General features: G+C 45.1%; 17 protein-coding genes and 1 pseudogene. 7 read left to right on the top strand and 11 right to left on the bottom strand.

Annotated features, from left to right (window positions below; genetic code table 11):
* Window positions 1-39: 39 nt before the first annotated feature.
* On the bottom strand, window positions 40-1,920 hold the full coding sequence (gene htpG / locus BGM23_RS01670) for a molecular chaperone HtpG (protein ID WP_015250846.1): 1,881 nt from the start codon (window positions 1,918-1,920) through the stop codon (window positions 40-42).
* Window positions 1,921-2,087: 167 nt separating this feature from the next.
* Complete coding sequence (locus BGM23_RS01665) at window positions 2,088-2,339, bottom strand: hypothetical protein (RefSeq protein ID WP_003227043.1); 252 nt, start codon at window positions 2,337-2,339, stop codon at window positions 2,088-2,090.
* A gap of 116 nt (window positions 2,340-2,455) precedes the next feature.
* On the opposite strand from BGM23_RS01665, the gene BGM23_RS01660 reads away from it, so the two are divergent.
* Window positions 2,456-3,277 carry an SDR family oxidoreductase gene (locus BGM23_RS01660; RefSeq protein WP_003227042.1) on the top strand — a complete coding sequence of 274 codons (822 nt, stop codon included), beginning with the start codon at window positions 2,456-2,458 and terminating at the stop codon, window positions 3,275-3,277.
* Window positions 3,278-3,306: 29 nt separating this feature from the next.
* On the opposite strand, the gene BGM23_RS01655 is transcribed toward BGM23_RS01660, so the two are convergent.
* Window positions 3,307-4,449, bottom strand: coding sequence for a TetR/AcrR family transcriptional regulator (locus BGM23_RS01655; protein WP_015250844.1), 1,143 nt, complete (start codon window positions 4,447-4,449; stop codon window positions 3,307-3,309).
* 142 nt (window positions 4,450-4,591) lie between these two features.
* On the opposite strand from BGM23_RS01655, the gene BGM23_RS01650 reads away from it, so the two are divergent.
* Entirely contained in the window at window positions 4,592-5,929 is a 1,338-nt protein-coding gene (locus BGM23_RS01650) for an aldehyde dehydrogenase family protein (RefSeq protein ID WP_003227040.1), read from the top strand.
* Between the two features lie 186 nt (window positions 5,930-6,115).
* Window positions 6,116-6,582 (top strand): annotated as a pseudogene (locus BGM23_RS22325) (RDD family protein).
* A 43-nt stretch (window positions 6,583-6,625) separates the two neighbouring features.
* On the opposite strand, the gene BGM23_RS01640 reads toward BGM23_RS22325, so the two are convergent.
* Together BGM23_RS01640 and BGM23_RS01635 are read right to left on the bottom strand one after the other, a co-directional pair.
* Window positions 6,626-7,858 (bottom strand): outer membrane protein assembly factor BamB family protein, encoded by a 1,233-nt coding sequence (locus BGM23_RS01640; RefSeq protein WP_003243209.1) that lies wholly within the window; start codon window positions 7,856-7,858, stop codon window positions 6,626-6,628.
* A 100-nt stretch (window positions 7,859-7,958) separates the two neighbouring features.
* A complete protein-coding gene (locus BGM23_RS01635) occupies window positions 7,959-8,384 on the bottom strand; it encodes a DUF5391 family protein (protein ID WP_003242533.1) in 426 nt (141 codons plus the stop codon).
* Window positions 8,385-8,640: 256 nt separating this feature from the next.
* On the opposite strand from BGM23_RS01635, the gene BGM23_RS01630 reads away from it, so the two are divergent.
* Window positions 8,641-9,096, top strand: a complete 456-nt coding sequence (locus BGM23_RS01630) for an RDD family protein (RefSeq protein WP_019712603.1) — start codon at window positions 8,641-8,643, stop codon at window positions 9,094-9,096.
* A 29-nt stretch (window positions 9,097-9,125) separates the two neighbouring features.
* On the opposite strand, the gene BGM23_RS01625 is transcribed toward BGM23_RS01630, so the two are convergent.
* The 3 genes from BGM23_RS01625 to yxaF form a co-directional block, all read right to left on the bottom strand.
* Window positions 9,126-10,334 carry a DUF418 domain-containing protein gene (locus tag BGM23_RS01625; RefSeq protein WP_019712604.1) on the bottom strand — a complete coding sequence of 403 codons (1,209 nt, stop codon included), beginning with the start codon at window positions 10,332-10,334 and terminating at the stop codon, window positions 9,126-9,128.
* A 107-nt stretch (window positions 10,335-10,441) separates the two neighbouring features.
* On the bottom strand, window positions 10,442-11,455 hold the full coding sequence (gene qdoI / locus BGM23_RS01620; protein WP_019712605.1) for a quercetin 2,3-dioxygenase: 1,014 nt from the start codon (window positions 11,453-11,455) through the stop codon (window positions 10,442-10,444).
* Between the two features lie 93 nt (window positions 11,456-11,548).
* Window positions 11,549-12,124, bottom strand: a complete 576-nt coding sequence (gene yxaF, locus BGM23_RS01615; RefSeq protein WP_019712606.1) for a transcriptional regulator YxaF — start codon at window positions 12,122-12,124, stop codon at window positions 11,549-11,551.
* 130 nt (window positions 12,125-12,254) lie between these two features.
* Between yxaF and BGM23_RS01610 the strand changes: the two genes are divergently transcribed.
* The gene (locus tag BGM23_RS01610) at window positions 12,255-13,325 is read left to right on the top strand and encodes an SDR family oxidoreductase (protein ID WP_019712607.1); all 1,071 of its coding nucleotides are present in this window, start codon (window positions 12,255-12,257) and stop codon (window positions 13,323-13,325) included.
* Between the two features lie 58 nt (window positions 13,326-13,383).
* Here BGM23_RS01610 and BGM23_RS01605 read toward each other — a convergent pair whose 3' ends face one another.
* Window positions 13,384-13,815 (bottom strand): MarR family transcriptional regulator, encoded by a 432-nt coding sequence (locus BGM23_RS01605; protein WP_019712608.1) that lies wholly within the window; start codon window positions 13,813-13,815, stop codon window positions 13,384-13,386.
* Between the two features lie 226 nt (window positions 13,816-14,041).
* On the opposite strand from BGM23_RS01605, the gene BGM23_RS01600 reads away from it, so the two are divergent.
* On the top strand, window positions 14,042-14,446 hold the full coding sequence (locus tag BGM23_RS01600) for a CidA/LrgA family holin-like protein (RefSeq protein ID WP_009968420.1): 405 nt from the start codon (window positions 14,042-14,044) through the stop codon (window positions 14,444-14,446).
* A complete protein-coding gene (locus BGM23_RS01595) occupies window positions 14,416-15,108 on the top strand; it encodes an LrgB family protein (protein WP_014478506.1) in 693 nt (230 codons plus the stop codon). Before BGM23_RS01600 ends, BGM23_RS01595 begins: the two co-directional genes overlap by 31 nt.
* Before the next feature lie 39 nt (window positions 15,109-15,147).
* Here the strand turns inward: BGM23_RS01595 and BGM23_RS01590 are convergent, their stop codons facing one another.
* Window positions 15,148-16,179 (bottom strand): polysaccharide pyruvyl transferase family protein, encoded by a 1,032-nt coding sequence (locus BGM23_RS01590; RefSeq protein ID WP_019712609.1) that lies wholly within the window; start codon window positions 16,177-16,179, stop codon window positions 15,148-15,150.
* Window positions 16,180-16,271: 92 nt separating this feature from the next.
* Window positions 16,272-17,420 carry a glycerate kinase gene (locus tag BGM23_RS01585; RefSeq protein ID WP_019712610.1) on the bottom strand — a complete coding sequence of 383 codons (1,149 nt, stop codon included), beginning with the start codon at window positions 17,418-17,420 and terminating at the stop codon, window positions 16,272-16,274.
* Between the last annotated feature and the right edge of the window lie 16 nt (window positions 17,421-17,436).

The raw sequence follows: 17,436 nt of genomic DNA, 5'->3' as shown, positions 1-17,436 counted from the left end.
AAAGGAATCGTCTCCTTATGAGACGATTCCTTTTTCTGTTTACACCATGACCTTGCAAATATTGTTCGTAAATTCCACAGGGTCCTGAATCGGCAGGCCTTCGATGAGAAGCGCCTGATTGTACAGAAGGTTTGTGTACAGTCTCAGCTTCTCTTTATCTTGTTCAAACGCGTCCTGCAGCGTTTGGAATACCTCGTGATTCGGGTTGATTTCCAGCACTTTTTCCGCCTTCACATTTTGGCTGTCAGACATCGCGTTTAAGATTTTTTCCATCTCAATTGTCACTTCGCCGTCAGCAGCAAGGCAGACTGGATGTGATTTAAGCCGTTTTGAGATTCTGACGTTTTTCACTTTGTCTGACAGAATGTTTTTCATTTCCTCAAACAGATCCTTATACTTGTTTTCCTCTTCCTCGGACTGCTTTTGATCCTCATCCGTGTCTATGCCAAGGTCTCCGCTTGATACGGACTTGAATTCTTTTTCCTGATAAGAAGCCAGCATTTTAATTGCAAACTCATCGATGTCCTCAGTAAAGTAGAGGATTTCATAGCCTTTGTCCGCCACCATTTCCGTTTGCGGCAGTTTCTCAATGCGGTCGTAAGAATCACCGGTCGCGTAATAAATGAATTTCTGCTCCTCTGGCATTCTGGAAACATACTCGTCTAAGCTGACCAGTTTTTTCTCTTTTGAAGAGTAGAATAAGAGGAGATCCTTCAATTGATCCTTATTCGCGCCAAAATCATTGTACACGCCGAATTTCAGCTGTCTGCCGAACGACTTGTAGAACGTCTCGTATTTCTCGCGGTCTTTTTTCAACAGGCTTTGCAGCTCGCTTTTGATTTTCTTGCTGATGTTTTTCGCGATCAGCTTCAGCTGGCGGTCATGCTGCAGCATTTCTCTGGAAATATTCAGCGACAGATCCTCAGAATCGACCATGCCCTTCACAAAGCTGAAGTGGTCCGGTAGCAGGTCTGCGCACTTATTCATGATCAGCACGCCATTGGAATACAGCTCCAAGCCTTTCTCATATTCCTTGGAATAGTAGTCAAACGGCATGTTTTCAGGGACGAATAGAATCGCGTTGTAGCGAACGGCTCCATCCACACTGATATGAACGTGTGTGAGCGGTTTATCAAACCCGTAATGCTTTTCAGCATAGAATTTTTCATAATCCTCATCTGTCAGCTCGCTTTTGTTTTTTCTCCAGATCGGCACCATGCTGTTGACCGTCTGCTCTTCCTGCACCTCTTCAAATTCATTTTCGCTGCCTTCCTTCGGCTTATTAATGGTTGTATCCATTTTGATCGGGTAGCGAATGAAGTCGGAGTACTTCTTGATGATCGCTTTTAAACGATATTCCTCTAAAAACTCGTCATAGCTATCATCTTCTGTGTTCTCTTTGATTTTCAGGATAATGTCTGTACCGACAGAATCCTTTTCACACGGTTCAATCGTATAGCCGTCTGCACCCGCAGACTCCCATTTATAAGCTTCTTCGCTGCCAAGCGCTTTACTGATGACTGTCACGACATCGGCAACCATAAATGCCGCGTAAAAACCGACACCGAACTGCCCGATAATGTCATGTCCGTCTTTCAGCTCGTTTTCCTTTTTAAACGCGAGGGAACCGCTTTTTGCAATTGTTCCAAGATGCTGTTCAAGCTCATCCTTTGTCATTCCGATCCCCGTATCAGAGATGGTTAATGTTCTCGCATCTTTGTCAGCTGCGACCTTTATGTAGTAACTGTCTTTATCAAACGTAAGCGCATCGTCCGTAAGCGCTTTGTAATAGATTTTGTCAATCGCATCACTCGAATTGGAGATTAACTCGCGCAGGAAAATTTCTTTTTGGGTATAAATGGAGTTAATCATCATATCCAGCAAGCGTTTAGACTCTGCTTTAAACTCTTTTTTTGCCACTCTTGATCGCTCCTTTACCATTATGTAAACCCTTTTCAGCATCTATTTATCACATAAGATGACAATTGTCAATTAGATTGATAGATGCATATATATGTAAATTTAACATTAGTTGGATTTGTTTTCACTCTTTTTCTCACTCATTCTCATAAAAAAGAGAGGCTTCATCATCCTCTCTTTTTTTCTGTGTCATTCCAGCGGCCAAACTCCCGCTTCATCCATATATGCACCGGGTAGAAAAACAAACCGAACGGTATAAAAAACAATAGATTATGCCATGAAGCATTCAGAAATGCGCTTGCAGTCACCGGAAACGTAATCTCTTGCAATAAAAAAGAGATGACAGTCAGCACAACAAATGCAGATGGAATGGTAATGAAGCAATAAAACTTGAGCTCCTTCTTATGCTGTACCTTCAAACATACAAACCTCCCAACAATTTCTAATTCATCTTAACATATGCTGGCCTTTCTTTTCTCGCATGTTTATCACTGCACATAGCGGGAAGACAATTAGAAAAAGGAGGTCTCGTATCATGGGAAGACTTGAAAACAAAACAGCAGTGATCACAGGCGCCGCGACAGGCATTGGGCAAGCGACGGCAGAGGTTTTTGCCAATGAAGGCGCGCGTGTGATAATCGGAGATATCAATAAAGATCAAATGGAAGAAACAGTTGACGCAATCAGAAAAAACGGAGGACAGGCAGAATCCTTTCACCTCGATGTGTCAGATGAAAACAGTGTGAAAGCATTTGCTGATCAAATCAAGGATGCATGCGGAACGATTGATATTCTGTTTAATAATGCCGGCGTTGATCAGGAAGGCGGAAAGGTACACGAATATCCGGTTGACCTGTTTGACCGCATTATCGCCGTCGACCTGCGCGGCACGTTCCTTTGCAGCAAATATTTGATTCCGCTCATGCTCGAAAATGGAGGCTCCATCATCAACACCTCCTCCATGTCAGGCCGTGCCGCGGACCTTGACCGCTCCGGCTACAACGCCGCAAAAGGCGGTATCACCAACCTGACAAAGGCAATGGCAATCGACTACGCACGAAACGGCATCCGCGTCAATTCCATTTCACCGGGTACGATCGAAACCCCGCTGATTGACAAATTAGCAGGCACCAAAGAACAAGAAATGGGTGAAAAATTCCGCGAAGCCAACAAATGGGTCACGCCGCTCGGCCGCCTCGGCCAGCCGAAGGAAATGGCGACAGTGGCCCTGTTCCTCGCGTCAGACGACAGCTCATACGTCACAGGAGAGGACATCACCGCAGACGGCGGCATCATGGCATACACATGGCCAGGGAAAATGCTGATTGATGAGAAATGGAAGAAAGAAACGAGATAAGAGAGGGGATGTCCCTCTCTTTTTGTCTTTCAAAGCAATACAACCTTATACTTTTTCACATCCAAAAACTGCAAAAATTCCCTCGCCAGCACTTCAGGCGGATGCGCCTTTCCTTCATCCAGCCGATACAAAAGCAACCCAATAATCATTGCGGATACATAATGGACATAAAGCTTTTTCTCTGCGTGAATATCAGTTTGCTGATGCAGATAAAACGATTCCAGCGCTTTGAACATATCAGGTATCACATGAGGAACACCCCATTCCCGATTGAGAAAATGGACAATGGGCATGTTTGACAAAGCAGAAAGCAGACTGGCGAGCGCCTTCTCCGCTTCCTTTAAGGAAAATTCATTCGGGCTGGAGGCAATCGTCAGGTGATCAATGATCTCCGCACATGATCGCTGTATCATGGTTCGGAGCAATTCCTCCTTATTGGCATAGTGATCATAAAAGGTTGCACGGCGGATATTGCTTTTCCGGGTAATATCCGAAATCGTGATGGCTGCGTAGTCTTTTTTCTCCGCCAGCACGTCCAGAAATGCCTTCTGGAGCGCCTCTCTCGTTCGAACCACACGCCTGTCGATTTGCTTGTTCTTCTCTCGCTCTCCTGGCACAGCTTGTCCAAACAGCCAATAAAATCTCTTTTGAGAAACAAGCTCCCATACCTTTTGGCTGATAGCTTCCGGAGTCGCGGCCGCATCCTCATTCAGCCAATACAGGATAATCGCGTACGTGTACAAGGCCCGGTAATGTCCGTAAATTTCCCGTTCGATCGGCGTCAAATTCACATGGACCGGAGTCAGCAGAACATCCTGCTGAAACACATCCCTAAAAAAACGATGGAAATGCCCTCTGTTCATCATCACAGAAAAAAAGGATCGATGCTCATGAACAAAGGACAGCGTCGGATGCACCGTTTGCCGTTTTTTGTTCAAATGAAGGGTATCCATATGACTGAAGGCGTCAAAAAGCGCTTTGCCCAGTCCTTCCTTCATGTCTTCGATCACATCCTCAATGATTGAAAACTTATCCTCATAATAAAGGTAGAGCGATCCGCGGCTCACTTTGGCCTTTTCAGCGATTTCTTTCATTGTGATGTGTTGAATATCTCTTTCTTCCAATAAAGCCAGCAGCGCCTCTTTCACTTGAGCTTCGGCAGATTCCGGCACAAAAGACACCCCCAATCATTAGACAGATCTTCGATATATGTACGGTAACGTATAGATGGTTCACCGTTGTCTTTCTTACAGAAAAGGTACCACCTTATAATAGGTCCGAGAAAAGAAGAAAGCAAATGAGGGGGATTTTACAATGGAACAGCAAGTAAAGGACGACATCCATCGTGTCTTTCAGCTTCAGAAAAAACAGCAAAAAGCCTTGCGCGCTTCAACAGCGGAACAGCGGAGAGAAAAGCTTCAACGCTTTTTAGATTCCGTCATCGCCCATGAAGAAGAAATCATCGAAGCGATCCGCAAAGACGTCCGCAAACCATATCACGAAGTCAAAAAAGCGGAAATCGAAGGAACAAAAAAAGCGATTAGAGATAATATGAATAACCTGGAACAATGGATGGCGCCTAAAGAAGTCGGTTCATCGTTAAGCCCTGACGCAAACGGAATTCTTATGTACGAGCCTAAAGGCGTCACACTCATCCTCGGCCCGTGGAACTATCCGTTTATGCTGACGATGGCGCCGCTTGCCGCTTCTCTCGCAGCCGGAAACAGCGCGATTGTGAAGCTGTCCGATTTCACGATGAACACGAGCAACATTGCCGCTAAAGTGATAAGAGACGCTTTTGATGAAAAAGAAGTCGCGATTTTTGAAGGAGAGGTTGAGGTGGCAACCGAACTACTTGATCAGCCGTTCGACCATATTTTCTTCACTGGAAGCACAAATGTCGGGAAAATCGTCATGACAGCGGCTGCCAAACACTTGGCATCTGTCACACTTGAGCTTGGCGGCAAGAGCCCGACGATTATTGACAGTGAATACGATCTGATGGACGCAGCGAAAAAGATCGCCGTCGGGAAATTCGTAAACGCCGGCCAAACCTGCATCGCACCTGATTACCTGTTCATTAAAAAAGACGTTCAGGACAGGTTCGCGGGGATTTTACAAACAGTCGTCAACGCTGGATTTATGGAGGATGATCATACCCCAGACCGCAGCAAATTTACGCAGATCGTCAATGACCGCAACTTCAACCGCGTCAAAGATCTGTTCGACGATGCCATCGAAAAAGGGGCGGAAGTGGTGTTCGGCGGCGTATTTGATGCCAGCGACCGCACGATCTCGCCAACCGTTTTGAAAAACGTCACGCCTGATATGAAAATCATGCAGGAGGAAATCTTCGCACCGATTCTGCCAATGATGAACTATGAAGACATCGACGAGGTCATCGATTACGTAAATGACCGCGATAAACCGCTTGCACTTTATGTGTTCAGCAAAAACCAAGACCTGATTGACAACGTCCTTCAGCACACGACATCAGGAAATGCGGCCATCAATGATGTCGTCGTCCATTTCAGTGACGTCAACCTGCCATTCGGCGGCGTCAACACAAGCGGAATCGGCTCCTATCATGGGGTATACGGATTCAAAGAGTTTTCTCATGAGAAGGGTGTATTTATTCAAGCCTCTAAATAATCATAATGAAGAGAATCTGCATCATCTTGCAGGTTCTTTTTTTATCTTTATATCACCTAAATAAAGAGATTAAAAGTGATAAAATACAATTTTCAAACGAGACAAAATTCCTCTAGTCTATCTCATTGAAACCCTGCAGCCCCTAACGTATAATACCCAGAAAACTTTAAAGGAGTAAAATGATACATGGAAAAACCAGCAGGATTTTGGATTCGGGCAGCCGCCTCGATTATTGATGTATTTATTATAGCTATATTCTCTTTCATTATGATTTTCATTAACACCTTCATTGTGTTGCCACTCATTGATGCAGCAGGTACACACATGTCAGAAGCCCAATATGAGTTTTTCATGTTGATCATTGGCACAATCCCTGTTTTGGCCATCATATTTATTTTCGCTATTCTTTACTATAGCTTGCTGACTTCCTCAAACATGCAAGCAACATTGGGAAAAAACTCATGGGCATCATCGTTGTCAATCAGTATGGCGAGCGTATTTCTTTTTGGCACAGCTTCGGCCGTTTCTTCGCTTACACATTATCTAAGATCTTATATATCGGTTTTATCATGGCGGCCTTTCCCTCTAAACTGGCATTACATGATTATATTTGCGGGACAAAGGTTGTCTATAAAAATAAATATCTTGATTGATCAAAAAAACAGGCTGCCGAGTTAACCTCGCCAGCCTGTTTTACTATTTCCCAAAAGCCATCAGCTTCGTATAACTTCCAATATAAAGCGTTCCGTCCTCAGCGAGCTGAGGAGAAGACACGACGTTGCTGTCGGTTTGATAGCTCCATAATTCATTGCCGTTTGCGTCTGCCGCATAAACCTTCATATCATCTGACCCGAAATACACCGTTCCCTTCGCGTCAATCAGCGGCGCCGTTCTGACAGGACCGTCTGTATAGAATGACCAGTTCATATCCCCGTTTTTGCTGATGGAAAACAGCTCGCCGCTTCCTGAGCCGATGTAGATATTGCCATTATGATCAATCGCAGGAGATGAGCTGGAGAACCCGTTTAACGGGAATGTCCATTTCAAACTGCCTGTTGATGTATAGGCATACAGCTGTCCATCTTGGTTGCCGGCATAAATGTTTCCGTCCTTATCAATCACCGGATATCCTTTAAACGCATTTGACGTCGTTCTGGACCATTTCACCTGTCCGGTTCCGGAGTTGATCGCATAAAACACGTAATTATATGTGCCGACATACACGGTGCCGTTTTTGGCAAGCACCGGCACAGAGCTGACGACACCATTTGTTTTCAACTTCCAGCGCTCTGTCCAGGTTGATTTTGACGTCGGTTTGATCGCGTGAACATAATTATCAAGTGTTGAGAAATACAACGTCCCGTCTGAACCGATCACCGTTTCAGAGCTTGGCCCGCCGCTTAACGGAACCGTTGTTAAAATTTCTCCCGTTTCTTTGTCAATAAAATAAATCTTTTTGTCATAGGATGCCAAATAGATAACGCCGTTGGTCCCAAGTACAGGAGATTGCGTATATGTTTTTCCAAGATTGCCAGTCACCCATTTGACTGAGCCGTCTGGATTAAAGGCTTTCATTTCCCCGTCTCTGGAATGAAGATATACTGTGCCGTCTCCGTCAATCACAGCCCCCGCTCCATTTTGCGGAGTCGTTCTGATGTCGTTTTGCCATTTCAGCGTCCCGTCTGTATTTCCGGCGAACCGGCTTTCGCGTGACCAGTTAAACATGGCAGGCGCCATCGCTTGTACATCATATCTTCCTGGCAAAAAGCCAGATGCTCCATTATTTTGAGAAAACACCGTTTCCGCCGCATAAGCAGCTGTCGGCTGAAGCACTTTGGCAGCGGGCACATCAGAAACAGCGCCGGCCGAAACAGCCGCCGCCACCGCAGCTCCCGCAATCAAAGCTTTCATACGAAATGACTTGACCATCATTGAGACCCCCATTATATGTAACTTCTAATTTGTGACCATCATAACATATTCATCCATTTTATAAATCTATTTCACAAAAACATCACAAACTAGAAAACTATGTAAGAGTATTCACGGACGTTTTTTCAGCACCCGATCGAAATGCAGCCACAAACCAAATGACGTTGACAGCAGCCGCAGCGAGACTAACTCCCAAAACAAAGATCACCTCAGAAAGCAGATGGTCACTAAAGAAACTAAACATCAAGATAAAACCGGCCGAAGACAAATGAATCAAAAGCCCGAAGCCGCAAAGCACCGCCATGACATACCTCATTGCATCGACTCCGAGCATATAAACGAGAAATGGAATGAAATACAAGACAAGGATCATACCGACAGCTGACCACATGCCAGCTGAATTAAACTGATTGGCCGCCGCTCCCGTTCCGGCCAGCGGCGAAAGTGAAGCCGCCACAATCACGGCGCAAAAAAGAAACGCAGAAATGGTTGTCATGATCGCCACGCTATTTTTTTTTGACATCAAACTCCTCCTTTAATAGAAATATTAACCTTTTTTATTATAAGTAAGTTGAATGTTATATTCATTATATTTTTAAAAAATTCCAGAATACATACACAAATGCTATGCTTCTTTCTAGTATATTTATATAGTAAAAAACAAAGGATAAAAGACTCATTTTTCTGTAATATCAGGATTTTATCACCATACCATATTGCATGTACTTGTTTTTCAAAGTATACTATTCCAGATTAATTCAGAGGAGAGAGAAAAATACATGGAAAAACCAGCAGGATTTTGGATTCGTTTTTTAGCTTATTTTATTGATGGCATTATTGTATCTGTTCCTAGTTATATTATTCTATTTGTGATCAATTCTGTTTTTGTAGCTGGGGCTGTGGCAACAAACCCTTACATGACGGAAGAAGAGTATTTAGTAAAATACATGACGCTTGCATTTTTGCCTACTATGCTGATCATGATCGTCATCAGTGTGTTATATTACGGGCTGCTCACAGCTTCTAAAATGCAAGGCACACTTGGCAAAAAAATTCTTGGCCTGAAAGTGGTCAATGAACAAGGCGAACGGGTTTCTGTCGGACAGGCAATTGGCCGTTACTTTGCCTATATCTTATCTGGAATCATCTTTTATATCGGGTTTATCATGATCGCCTTTGGAGAGAAAAAAGGCCTGCATGACATCATTTGCAAAACACGTGTCGTGTATAAATAATAGAAAAAAGTCTAGACGCCAATAGGCATCTAGACTTTTGTTTTCTTTACAATAGGCTGCCACGACAGATACGTAGCGCTTCTCCACAGCCACTCAAACGGCCCCATCCGAAAGACACGAAGCCAAAGGTGGCTGAAGACCATTTGAACGGCACAAACAGCAATTGTAATGAGCACACCGGCAGCAGGGTACACTTTTCCATACAGGCCCAAGCCGTAATGATAAAAAATCCAAGTACATACAATAGACTGCATCAGATAATTGGTAAATGCCATCCTCCCAACAGCGGAGAATGATTGCAGCACTGTTCTCACTCTTGTTTTATGATAAAGATAGACAACCGTTGTAACATAGAAAAACATGAGGAAAGGCGCGCCAATCAGCAAACATATTTCTTTATCCGTTACATTGTACAGCACCTGGGCGCCGATGCCGATGACAAGCCCAGCCATCCATAATCGTTTTAATCCTTTGCGATGCTTTTCCGGTTCATGCAAATACCGTGATTTTGCTGCCACAGCTCCCAGCAAAAACATGCTGAAATAAGGAATGGATGCAAAGAAGAAGTTGAGCGGATTATACGTAAGCATGCCATTCGAAGACATATAAACAAGACGGTCATGGATCCGCTGTTCTGCAATGTCCTTCAGGCTGCCGCTTCCATAAACATGAATCGCTTGTTTTGCCTGCTGTTTTACCGCTTGTACCCATTCCTGTCCGTTTGATTGATCAAAACTTGTCAACATGAGCGGAATGGAAAACAGAAGATACAAAGAGACCGCCCATATCAGCAGTGTTTTCGGCTTTGCTTTTCGAAACAAGAGCAGGACAAAACCGAGCAAGGCATATTCTGTTAAAATATCCCCGTCCCATATCAAAAAGGCATGAATCGTTCCAAACAAGAGAAGCGCCATTAACCTTCTCACATATAACGGAACAAACCGTTTCCCTTTGTTTTCTGCTCTCTCCATCATGACAACCATGCCAAATCCAAATAAAAAGGAAAACAATAAAATACATTTTGTTTGAATGAAGAATTTCAGTATATCTGCGGCGGCAAAATCAGCTTCAGACCACTTATCCATGAAAAAATTCTCTTTTCCAAGCATAGACAAATACATATCCGGATAACTGAAATGTGCCAGATTGACAAATAAGATGCCGAAAATCGCCATTCCTCTCAGCACATCAAGCACACCGATCCGCTCATTTGTTAAAGTCGGCTGTAATGAAGACATAGCCATCACGCTCCTTTTTTCTGTACCTTAAGGGTATGAAAAAATGAAGCGCGGAAACATCGATTTAGGTGTCAGGCCGGCATGAAAACCTTACAATCTTGTCATCTTTATGGTTTCATCACCTTTAAATCTAATGCTTCGATATTCTGCAAAACGCGATCAAAGCGCAAAGCCTGAGGCTCACATGGGAAGATGTGGCCTTCATACGGGTCGCCTAACGTCCGGAAAAACGGTTCAAATAAACCAGGAACCAATACGCCCACCATCTTTGTATAGTAAGAATCAAGGCGATAGGAGTGAACGGTATTTGCAGGGACATGCAGGAAATCTCCCGGATTCAGCTGAATTTCCTGGCCATCTGCCCACATCGTCATCTGACCTTCAAGGCAATAAAATGTTTCTGTATGATGTTCATGGTAGTGATCAACGATTCGGTCACCTTTAGGGCCTTCAGAGGATACGACGATAAACTGGCCATCTGTATTTTTTTGTGCAGCCACAATGCGGTGAAGCTGATCTCCAGTCAACAGGCGATCTCCTTCTCCAGATTCAAGAACGTATGGAACCGCTCCATCTGGCAGCTCTGTAAGTTCCGCTAATTTGGCCGAACATGCAGGCTTTCCTTCATCTAGAAATACAATGTCCGCTACAGCGGCTGCTTCTGCAAATCGCTCGTTTGAGACTTCTTCGCTTGCGTACGGCGGATGTTCAGCGTGATCATACGGATTCCCAATAACGGAATACAAGTGCGCTACGTTTCCTTTCATCGTGTAAGATACCAGTCTTGTTCTGTGGCTCTGCATCCGGTAGCTGTGCGGTGTTCCCGCCGGAATGTTCGCATAATCACCTGATATTAATAAATAGCGTTCACCATCAAGTGTCAGTTCCAGTTTCCCGTCCAAAACGAGAATTCCTTCATGTGTGTCCTTGTGGACGTGAAGCGGAAAGGCATCTCCTTTTCCCCCGGAAAGAAGCACGATCTCAAACAAATCACCTGTGCTCCTCCCATTCGCCATCACCGTGGCAACCTGTCTGCCGAACAGATAGCGCTCGCCTTCTCCGCTCCGGAGCAAATAAGGCATTTTTTCTTTAGGCAATGAATGTGTACATAATGTTTTCATATTATCATTTCCTCCAATTTAGACCAGTCTATATATTATCATTCATTTGTCTAGACCGTTCTATATAATTGTAGGAGAAAGGATAACAAAATGCTACCCTTTTTTTCTCACCAGCACTGGTATTTGTTCGGCAATGAGAAGAAGGGGCGTTTTGTCTTTATTCGTTAACGAAAGCATGATGCCGCCCTCAATCATCGAATTAATCAGCGTTCCAAGCTGATTTGCTTCTTCTTCTGCAAATCCGTTTTCCATTAATTTTCTGGCAAAAACCGCTTCCCAGCTTTTAAACACCTTCATGCAAACCGTCCGCAGCGGTTCACTGATTAACGCTGTCTCACTCGCCAGCAAACCGACTGGAATACCTTTAATGCTTTCTGTGTTGTCAAATTGGCTGGCTGTTTTTTTGATAAAAAGCTGAATCGCTTCTGTTGGATCAGAGGACTCATCCATGCTTTGCTGTATCAGATGTTCAACGATCTTACCTGTATATGTAACCGCTTCAATTGCTAATTCTTCTTTGCCATTCGGAAAAAAGTGATAAAGCGACCCCTTAGGAGCACCGCTTTCTTTTACAATCTGGTTCAAACCTGTCGCGTGATATCCTTGCAGCTGGAACAGACGTGACGCCGTGTGAAGGATTTTTTCACGTGAATCTCCTCTGCTAGTCATTAAAACATTCCCTCCTAGGTATGGTAGAGCGACTTATATAATATAAAAAAGAACCCTGTGATTGTCAAAAGGGGTAAGACCCTTCCGGATGGGGTAATGTACAAAAACAGCGTCTAGGAGGGATCTCTCAATGACAATCGATCATTCAGTCACGAATACAGAGCAGCTTGAACAACAGAACCCCGGCATGAAAACGAAGATCAAACTGAAAAAACTCAAGGATCAGGTGATCGTCATTACCGGCGCTTCAAGCGGAATCGGACTTGTCACGGCGAGAATGGCAGCTGAAAAAGGCGCAAAGGTCGTGGCAGCAGCGCGAAATGAAGAGGCGCTGAAGGAGCTCACTGATGAACTTAAGGAAAAAGGGCACGACGCCATATGGGTAAAGGCGGATGTCGGAAAAGAAGAGGACGTCAACCGCATCGCAGAAACCGCGATCAGCACATTCGGCCGCTTTGACACATGGGTCAACAATGCGGCCGTCTCGACTTTCGGACATGCCATGGACGTCACCGTTGAAGACATGAAGCGCATGTTCGACACAAATTTCTGGGGACCTGTTTACGGAACAAGAGCTGCTGTCAAACACTACACCGGCAGAGGTGTGCCGGGCGCACTCATTAATGTAGGAAGCCTGTTCGGAGACAGGGGAACGGTCATTCAATCCACATATGCATCTGCCAAATTTGCGCTTCACGGCTGGACGGAAAGCATCCGAATGGAGCTTGAAAAGGAACAGGCGCCCGTCTCGGTAACGCTCATCCACCCGGGCAGAATTGACACACCATATAACGAGCATGCGCACAGCTACCTCGACAAACAGCCGGCTCATTACCGCTCCATGATCTATCCGCCGGAAGCGGTCGCCGAAGCGATCCTGTTTGCCGCCGAACACCCTAAGCGCGACATGTACATCGGCTCACAGGCCAAAGCCATCGCCATGCTGGGCGCGCTTTTTCCTCGTCTGACCGACAGACTGATGGAAAAAATCATGTATCACAGCCAGCATGCCGAAAGACCGTCCAAACCGAGAGAAGAAAGCGCTCTTTATGATGCGGGCTGCGGTATGCATGACAGAGGCACAAATAAAGGATGGATGAGGTCAAGAAGCTACTACACAAAAGCGACGAAGCGCCCAATTGTATCGGCGGCTGTTATTGCCGGACTAGTGGCTTGGGCTGCCGCCAAACGATGCAGATAATCTCTGACCATGATAGAAAAACCCATGCTGTTCCAGCGAACCATGGGTTTTTCAGCTGTTAATCGATAAAAGCCTTGTTCATACGCTGCAGCAGCTCGCCAAACATCTCTTTTTCCTGTGTTGACCATTCTTTCAGCATCTGTTCATAACGTTCAAGGCGCTTTTGCTGATCGCCTTTTAATAGTTGTTTGCCGAGTTTTGTAATGGTAAACAGGCTGACTCTCCCATCAGATGGGTCTGAGAAACGATAGATAAGCTCCTTTGCCTCTAATGCAGCTGCTTGTCTTGAAAGAGTAGAAATATCAAGCTTAAACGATTCTGCCAATTCCTTAACACGAGCAGGCCCAAACTCATCCAATTGTCTCAGTAATAAGTACGAAGATCTCTCCAAATTCCCTGTTCTTTTCTCTGATTGATCCAGATAAACAGCTCTCCTGATAAAAGTCGTCAGCTCATATTCAATTAATTCAACTGGATTTTGATTTTGCAATCGCTCTCGCTCCCTATTCCAATCTCCGGCATTGACAACATCATATATACTTGTATAATACAAATGTACATTAACTGAATAAATACAAGTCGTTATATGACTAAATCAATCATTATACTTGTATAGTACAATCATATAAAAAGAAAGTAAAGCGATTCCTCAGAACCATCCTAGAAGCAAGCACCAGAAAGGAGGAAGCTGTTCTGATTGGAGAGCAGCACTTGATGTGAAAGTCATACGAATTATCTTGCAAGTGTTGATATTATATGTATTTTTTATGATCGGGGAAGCCATTCAGCATCTGTTTCATTTACCCGTGTCAGGAAGCATCGTTGGATTGGTATTGCTTCTGATCTGCTTGGGCCTCCGTATTGTTCCCGTCTCCATCATTGAAGACGGAGCAGGGTTTTTATTATCCTTCCTTCCATTGTTGTTCATCCCGGCAATGACAGGAGTGATAAACTATCCGTCTCTCATTTCATTCAATGGTCTGATGCTGCTGATTACAGTCGTTCTGAGCACCATCGTCACGATCATTGCGGCTGGATTCGCCAGCCAGCTATTAGAGAAAAAAGCAAAAAAACGGGAGGAGAAAGAGAAATGCAGCAAGCATGTATCGCGATCATTATAATTCTTTTAACAGTTGCCGCTTATTTAGCGATGGTCAAACTCTATAAGCGATTCCCGCTTCCATTTCTGATCCCCGTTCTGACAACGACCATTTTGATTGTAGCGGTTTTGATGATGTTCCATGTTTCCTATGAAGGCTATATGATCGGGGGGAAATGGATCAATTCTTTGCTTGGGCCGGCTGTCGTGGCACTGGCCTATCCGCTTTATAAACAATGGCATATCATTGTCAAACATTGTGTTCCCATTTTAGGCGGCGTCCTGGTCGGATTATGCATGGGAATGATCAGCGGGCTGATCTTCGCAGAAGCATTCGGGATTGATCATGATCTCTTATTATCCATTCTGCCAAAGTCGATCACAACCCCTGTCGCTATTCAGATCGCCGCCGGTCTTGGCGGCGTCCCTTCCATGACAGTCGTATTTGTCATGATTGCGGGCTTTTCAGGCGTCATCCTCGGGCCGCTTTTCCTAAAATGGCTTCGCATACGCAGTTCCCTTGGACAAGGCATTGCATTAGGCAGCGCCTCCCACGCACTGGGTACCTCCAAAGCATTGGAATATGGGGAATTGGCCGTATCCATGAGTTCCGTCTCCATGACGCTTTGTGCGGTGCTCGGCTCATTCTTCGGCCCGCTCGTCGTCTGGCTGTTTCATATTTAACAAAGAAAGACTGCCCCGGGGGAGGGCAGTCTTTTTCGTTTATGAAGCAAAAAAATCAATCAGCGGCTGAAAGTCCTTAGATAAATCAACGTCATTCGGTTCTGCTTGAAGCAGGCGGTCAATCATACGCTCCAGCTCCTCAACATCATTCTTATCCGTATATTCAATGAAGTTTAAGCTTTCAAGCCAATCCCTATATGAATGTTTGGCTTTGCCATAGCTGTTTCCAAAGACAAGGCAAGGTGTTTTGGTGATAATCGAGAAAATCATCGCGTGAAGGCGGTCGGTAATCACCAATTTACTGGAGCCGATGCGGTCCAGCATCTCCATAAAATGCTTTTCACGATCAGCGTAATCGATGGTGTCTACCGTATCCAGCACCGTATCGGTACGCTCTGTGTAAGTTGTTTTTTCTGCCCATTTCTTCATCTGTGAAATAAAATCTTCGTCAGTCACTTTCTCCTTATCCGCTCTTAAAATAAAGAGAACGCCGTCCCGCTCGAGCTCTCGCGGCACAATATCCAAGGAAAGCACCATGTCCGGTGTAAAGATCACATGGGAGTTGAAGGTCTCTTTCACAACATCCAGTGTTTGCGTCTCACGCGCAGCAATCGTTAAGTTTGTATTTTGATGGTACGCATCCTGTGTTTTTTTCTTTTCCTTCTGTCCTTCCTCTGTATCCTCAAAATAAACGGATTGTGGCAGAGAAATTGATTTGTAGTCTTTAAACGCCGAAAAGACCTTTCTTCTGTCTTCCTCAATATCGAGATAAAGGTTTCCTAAGTTCCCTCCGCCTGTAAAGCAGACAATATCGTCTTCACGAATGATCTCCTTCACCAGTTCAATGCCCTCATCCGTCGCATAATCCATAATCTCAATGTATTCATAATACGGAAAATGATTTTTGACAAATTTCTCTTCCGCATACGCAATCGCTTGGTCGCCAATATTTGTGTAACTAGGGGAACCAAACAAAAATACTTTTCGTTTATCATTTAACAGAGCTTCCGGCTCCACATTTGGCGCAATGCCTTTTACTAGTTTTTTGCCTTTGATTTCTTGTACAGTCATATCTGCGTCCTCCTTCTGGGATGAATTCCTCATTGTGTGTTAACTGTCTCTACCCAAAAAGAAGGATGGCTATGCATTGGCATGTGCATCGGCTATATCAGAAACATCGTTTTCGCCAATTTGATAGACGCTGCAATGTCCCGCGCCGTTCTTTCCATATATTCCGCGGCATGTTCAAACGCATCTTCTAGCGGCACGGCTCCGGGGACGATGCTGAAAAGCGCATCGATTCCGTGTTGATAGACGGCATCACTGTCACGTGATACTGATCCCGCAATACCGATGACAGGCACATCGTATGATTTAGCCGCCTTGGCTACGCCGATCGGCGTTTTTCCATGAGCCGTTTGGCTATCGATCCTTCCCTCGCCGGTAATCACAAGATCTGCATCCTGAACGATATTTTCAAAATCAACCGCTTCAAGGACAATATCAATGCCTCTTTTCAGGTCAGCCTGAAGATAAGTCAGCAGGCTCCATCCAAGACCGCCCGCTGCACCGGCGCCCTCTGTATCTCGGAAGGTTGATCCGAGCTCTTTTTCTGTCATATCAGCGAAATGGCTTACGTTCTGGTCTAGTACATCCAGCATGTCGGCCGTCGCGCCTTTTTGCGGTCCGAAAACAGCAGTAGCACCCTTTGGTCCTGTTAACGGATTGTCCACGTCACAGGCAACTTCCAGTTTGACATTCCGCAATCTGGAATCAAGCCCGCTCACATCTATTGATGCAAGCTGAGATAACGCGCCGCCCCCTGGACCAATCTCGCTGCCTGAGTTATCAAGAAGCCTTCCGCCCAATGCCTGAATCATCCCGGCTCCCCCGTCGTTCGTGGCGCTTCCGCCGATTCCGATGATCAAACGCTCCGCTCCCGCATCAAGAGCTGCTCCGATTAATTCTCCCGTTCCCCTTGTTGTAGTGATGAGCGGATTTCGCTTATCTACAGGCACCAGATGCAGCCCTGAAGCAGCAGCCATTTCAATCACAGCTGTTCTCCCATCTCCCATCATGCCAAAGAAAGCTCTCACCGGTTCCCCCAGCGGCCCTGTGACAACTTGCTCTATGATCCTTCCATTGGTCGCATCGACCAGAGATTGAACGGTTCCCTCGCCGCCATCCGCCACCGGCAATTTTCTGTAATCAGCACCCGGAAAGACCGATTTGAAACCTCTTTCTATCGCTTCGGCTGCCTCCAGAGCTGATAAGCTTTCCTTAAAAGAATCAGGTGCAATGATGATTTTCATCCAAATCGCCTCTTTC

It is taken from the genome of Bacillus sp. FJAT-14266 (assembly GCF_001719225.1).
GTDB classification, from domain to species: Bacteria; Bacillota; Bacilli; order Bacillales; family Bacillaceae; genus Bacillus; species Bacillus subtilis.
The sequence above is the reverse complement of the archived record's forward strand: the minus strand, read 5'-3'. Positions and strand labels throughout refer to the sequence as shown.

Excerpts from the sequence above, each read along its gene's own strand:
- BGM23_RS01595 (WP_014478506.1), top strand. The coding sequence starts at position 14,416 with ATGCAGCAAGCATGTATCGCGATCATTATAATTCTTTTAACAGTTGCC.
- yxaF (WP_019712606.1), bottom strand. The coding sequence starts at position 12,124 with ATGACTAGCAGAGGAGATTCACGTGAAAAAATCCTTCACACGGCGTCA.
- BGM23_RS01630 (WP_019712603.1), top strand. The coding sequence starts at position 8,641 with ATGGAAAAACCAGCAGGATTTTGGATTCGTTTTTTAGCTTATTTTATT.
- BGM23_RS01610 (WP_019712607.1), top strand. The coding sequence starts at position 12,255 with ATGACAATCGATCATTCAGTCACGAATACAGAGCAGCTTGAACAACAG.
- BGM23_RS01585 (WP_019712610.1), bottom strand. The coding sequence starts at position 17,420 with ATGAAAATCATCATTGCACCTGATTCTTTTAAGGAAAGCTTATCAGCT.
- BGM23_RS01660 (WP_003227042.1), top strand. The coding sequence starts at position 2,456 with ATGGGAAGACTTGAAAACAAAACAGCAGTGATCACAGGCGCCGCGACA.
- BGM23_RS01640 (WP_003243209.1), bottom strand. The coding sequence starts at position 7,858 with ATGGTCAAGTCATTTCGTATGAAAGCTTTGATTGCGGGAGCTGCGGTG.
- BGM23_RS01590 (WP_019712609.1), bottom strand. The coding sequence starts at position 16,179 with ATGACTGTACAAGAAATCAAAGGCAAAAAACTAGTAAAAGGCATTGCG.
- BGM23_RS01625 (WP_019712604.1), bottom strand. The coding sequence starts at position 10,334 with ATGTCTTCATTACAGCCGACTTTAACAAATGAGCGGATCGGTGTGCTT.
- qdoI (WP_019712605.1), bottom strand. The coding sequence starts at position 11,455 with ATGAAAACATTATGTACACATTCATTGCCTAAAGAAAAAATGCCTTAT.
- BGM23_RS01650 (WP_003227040.1), top strand. The coding sequence starts at position 4,592 with ATGGAACAGCAAGTAAAGGACGACATCCATCGTGTCTTTCAGCTTCAG.
- BGM23_RS01635 (WP_003242533.1), bottom strand. The coding sequence starts at position 8,384 with ATGTCAAAAAAAAATAGCGTGGCGATCATGACAACCATTTCTGCGTTT.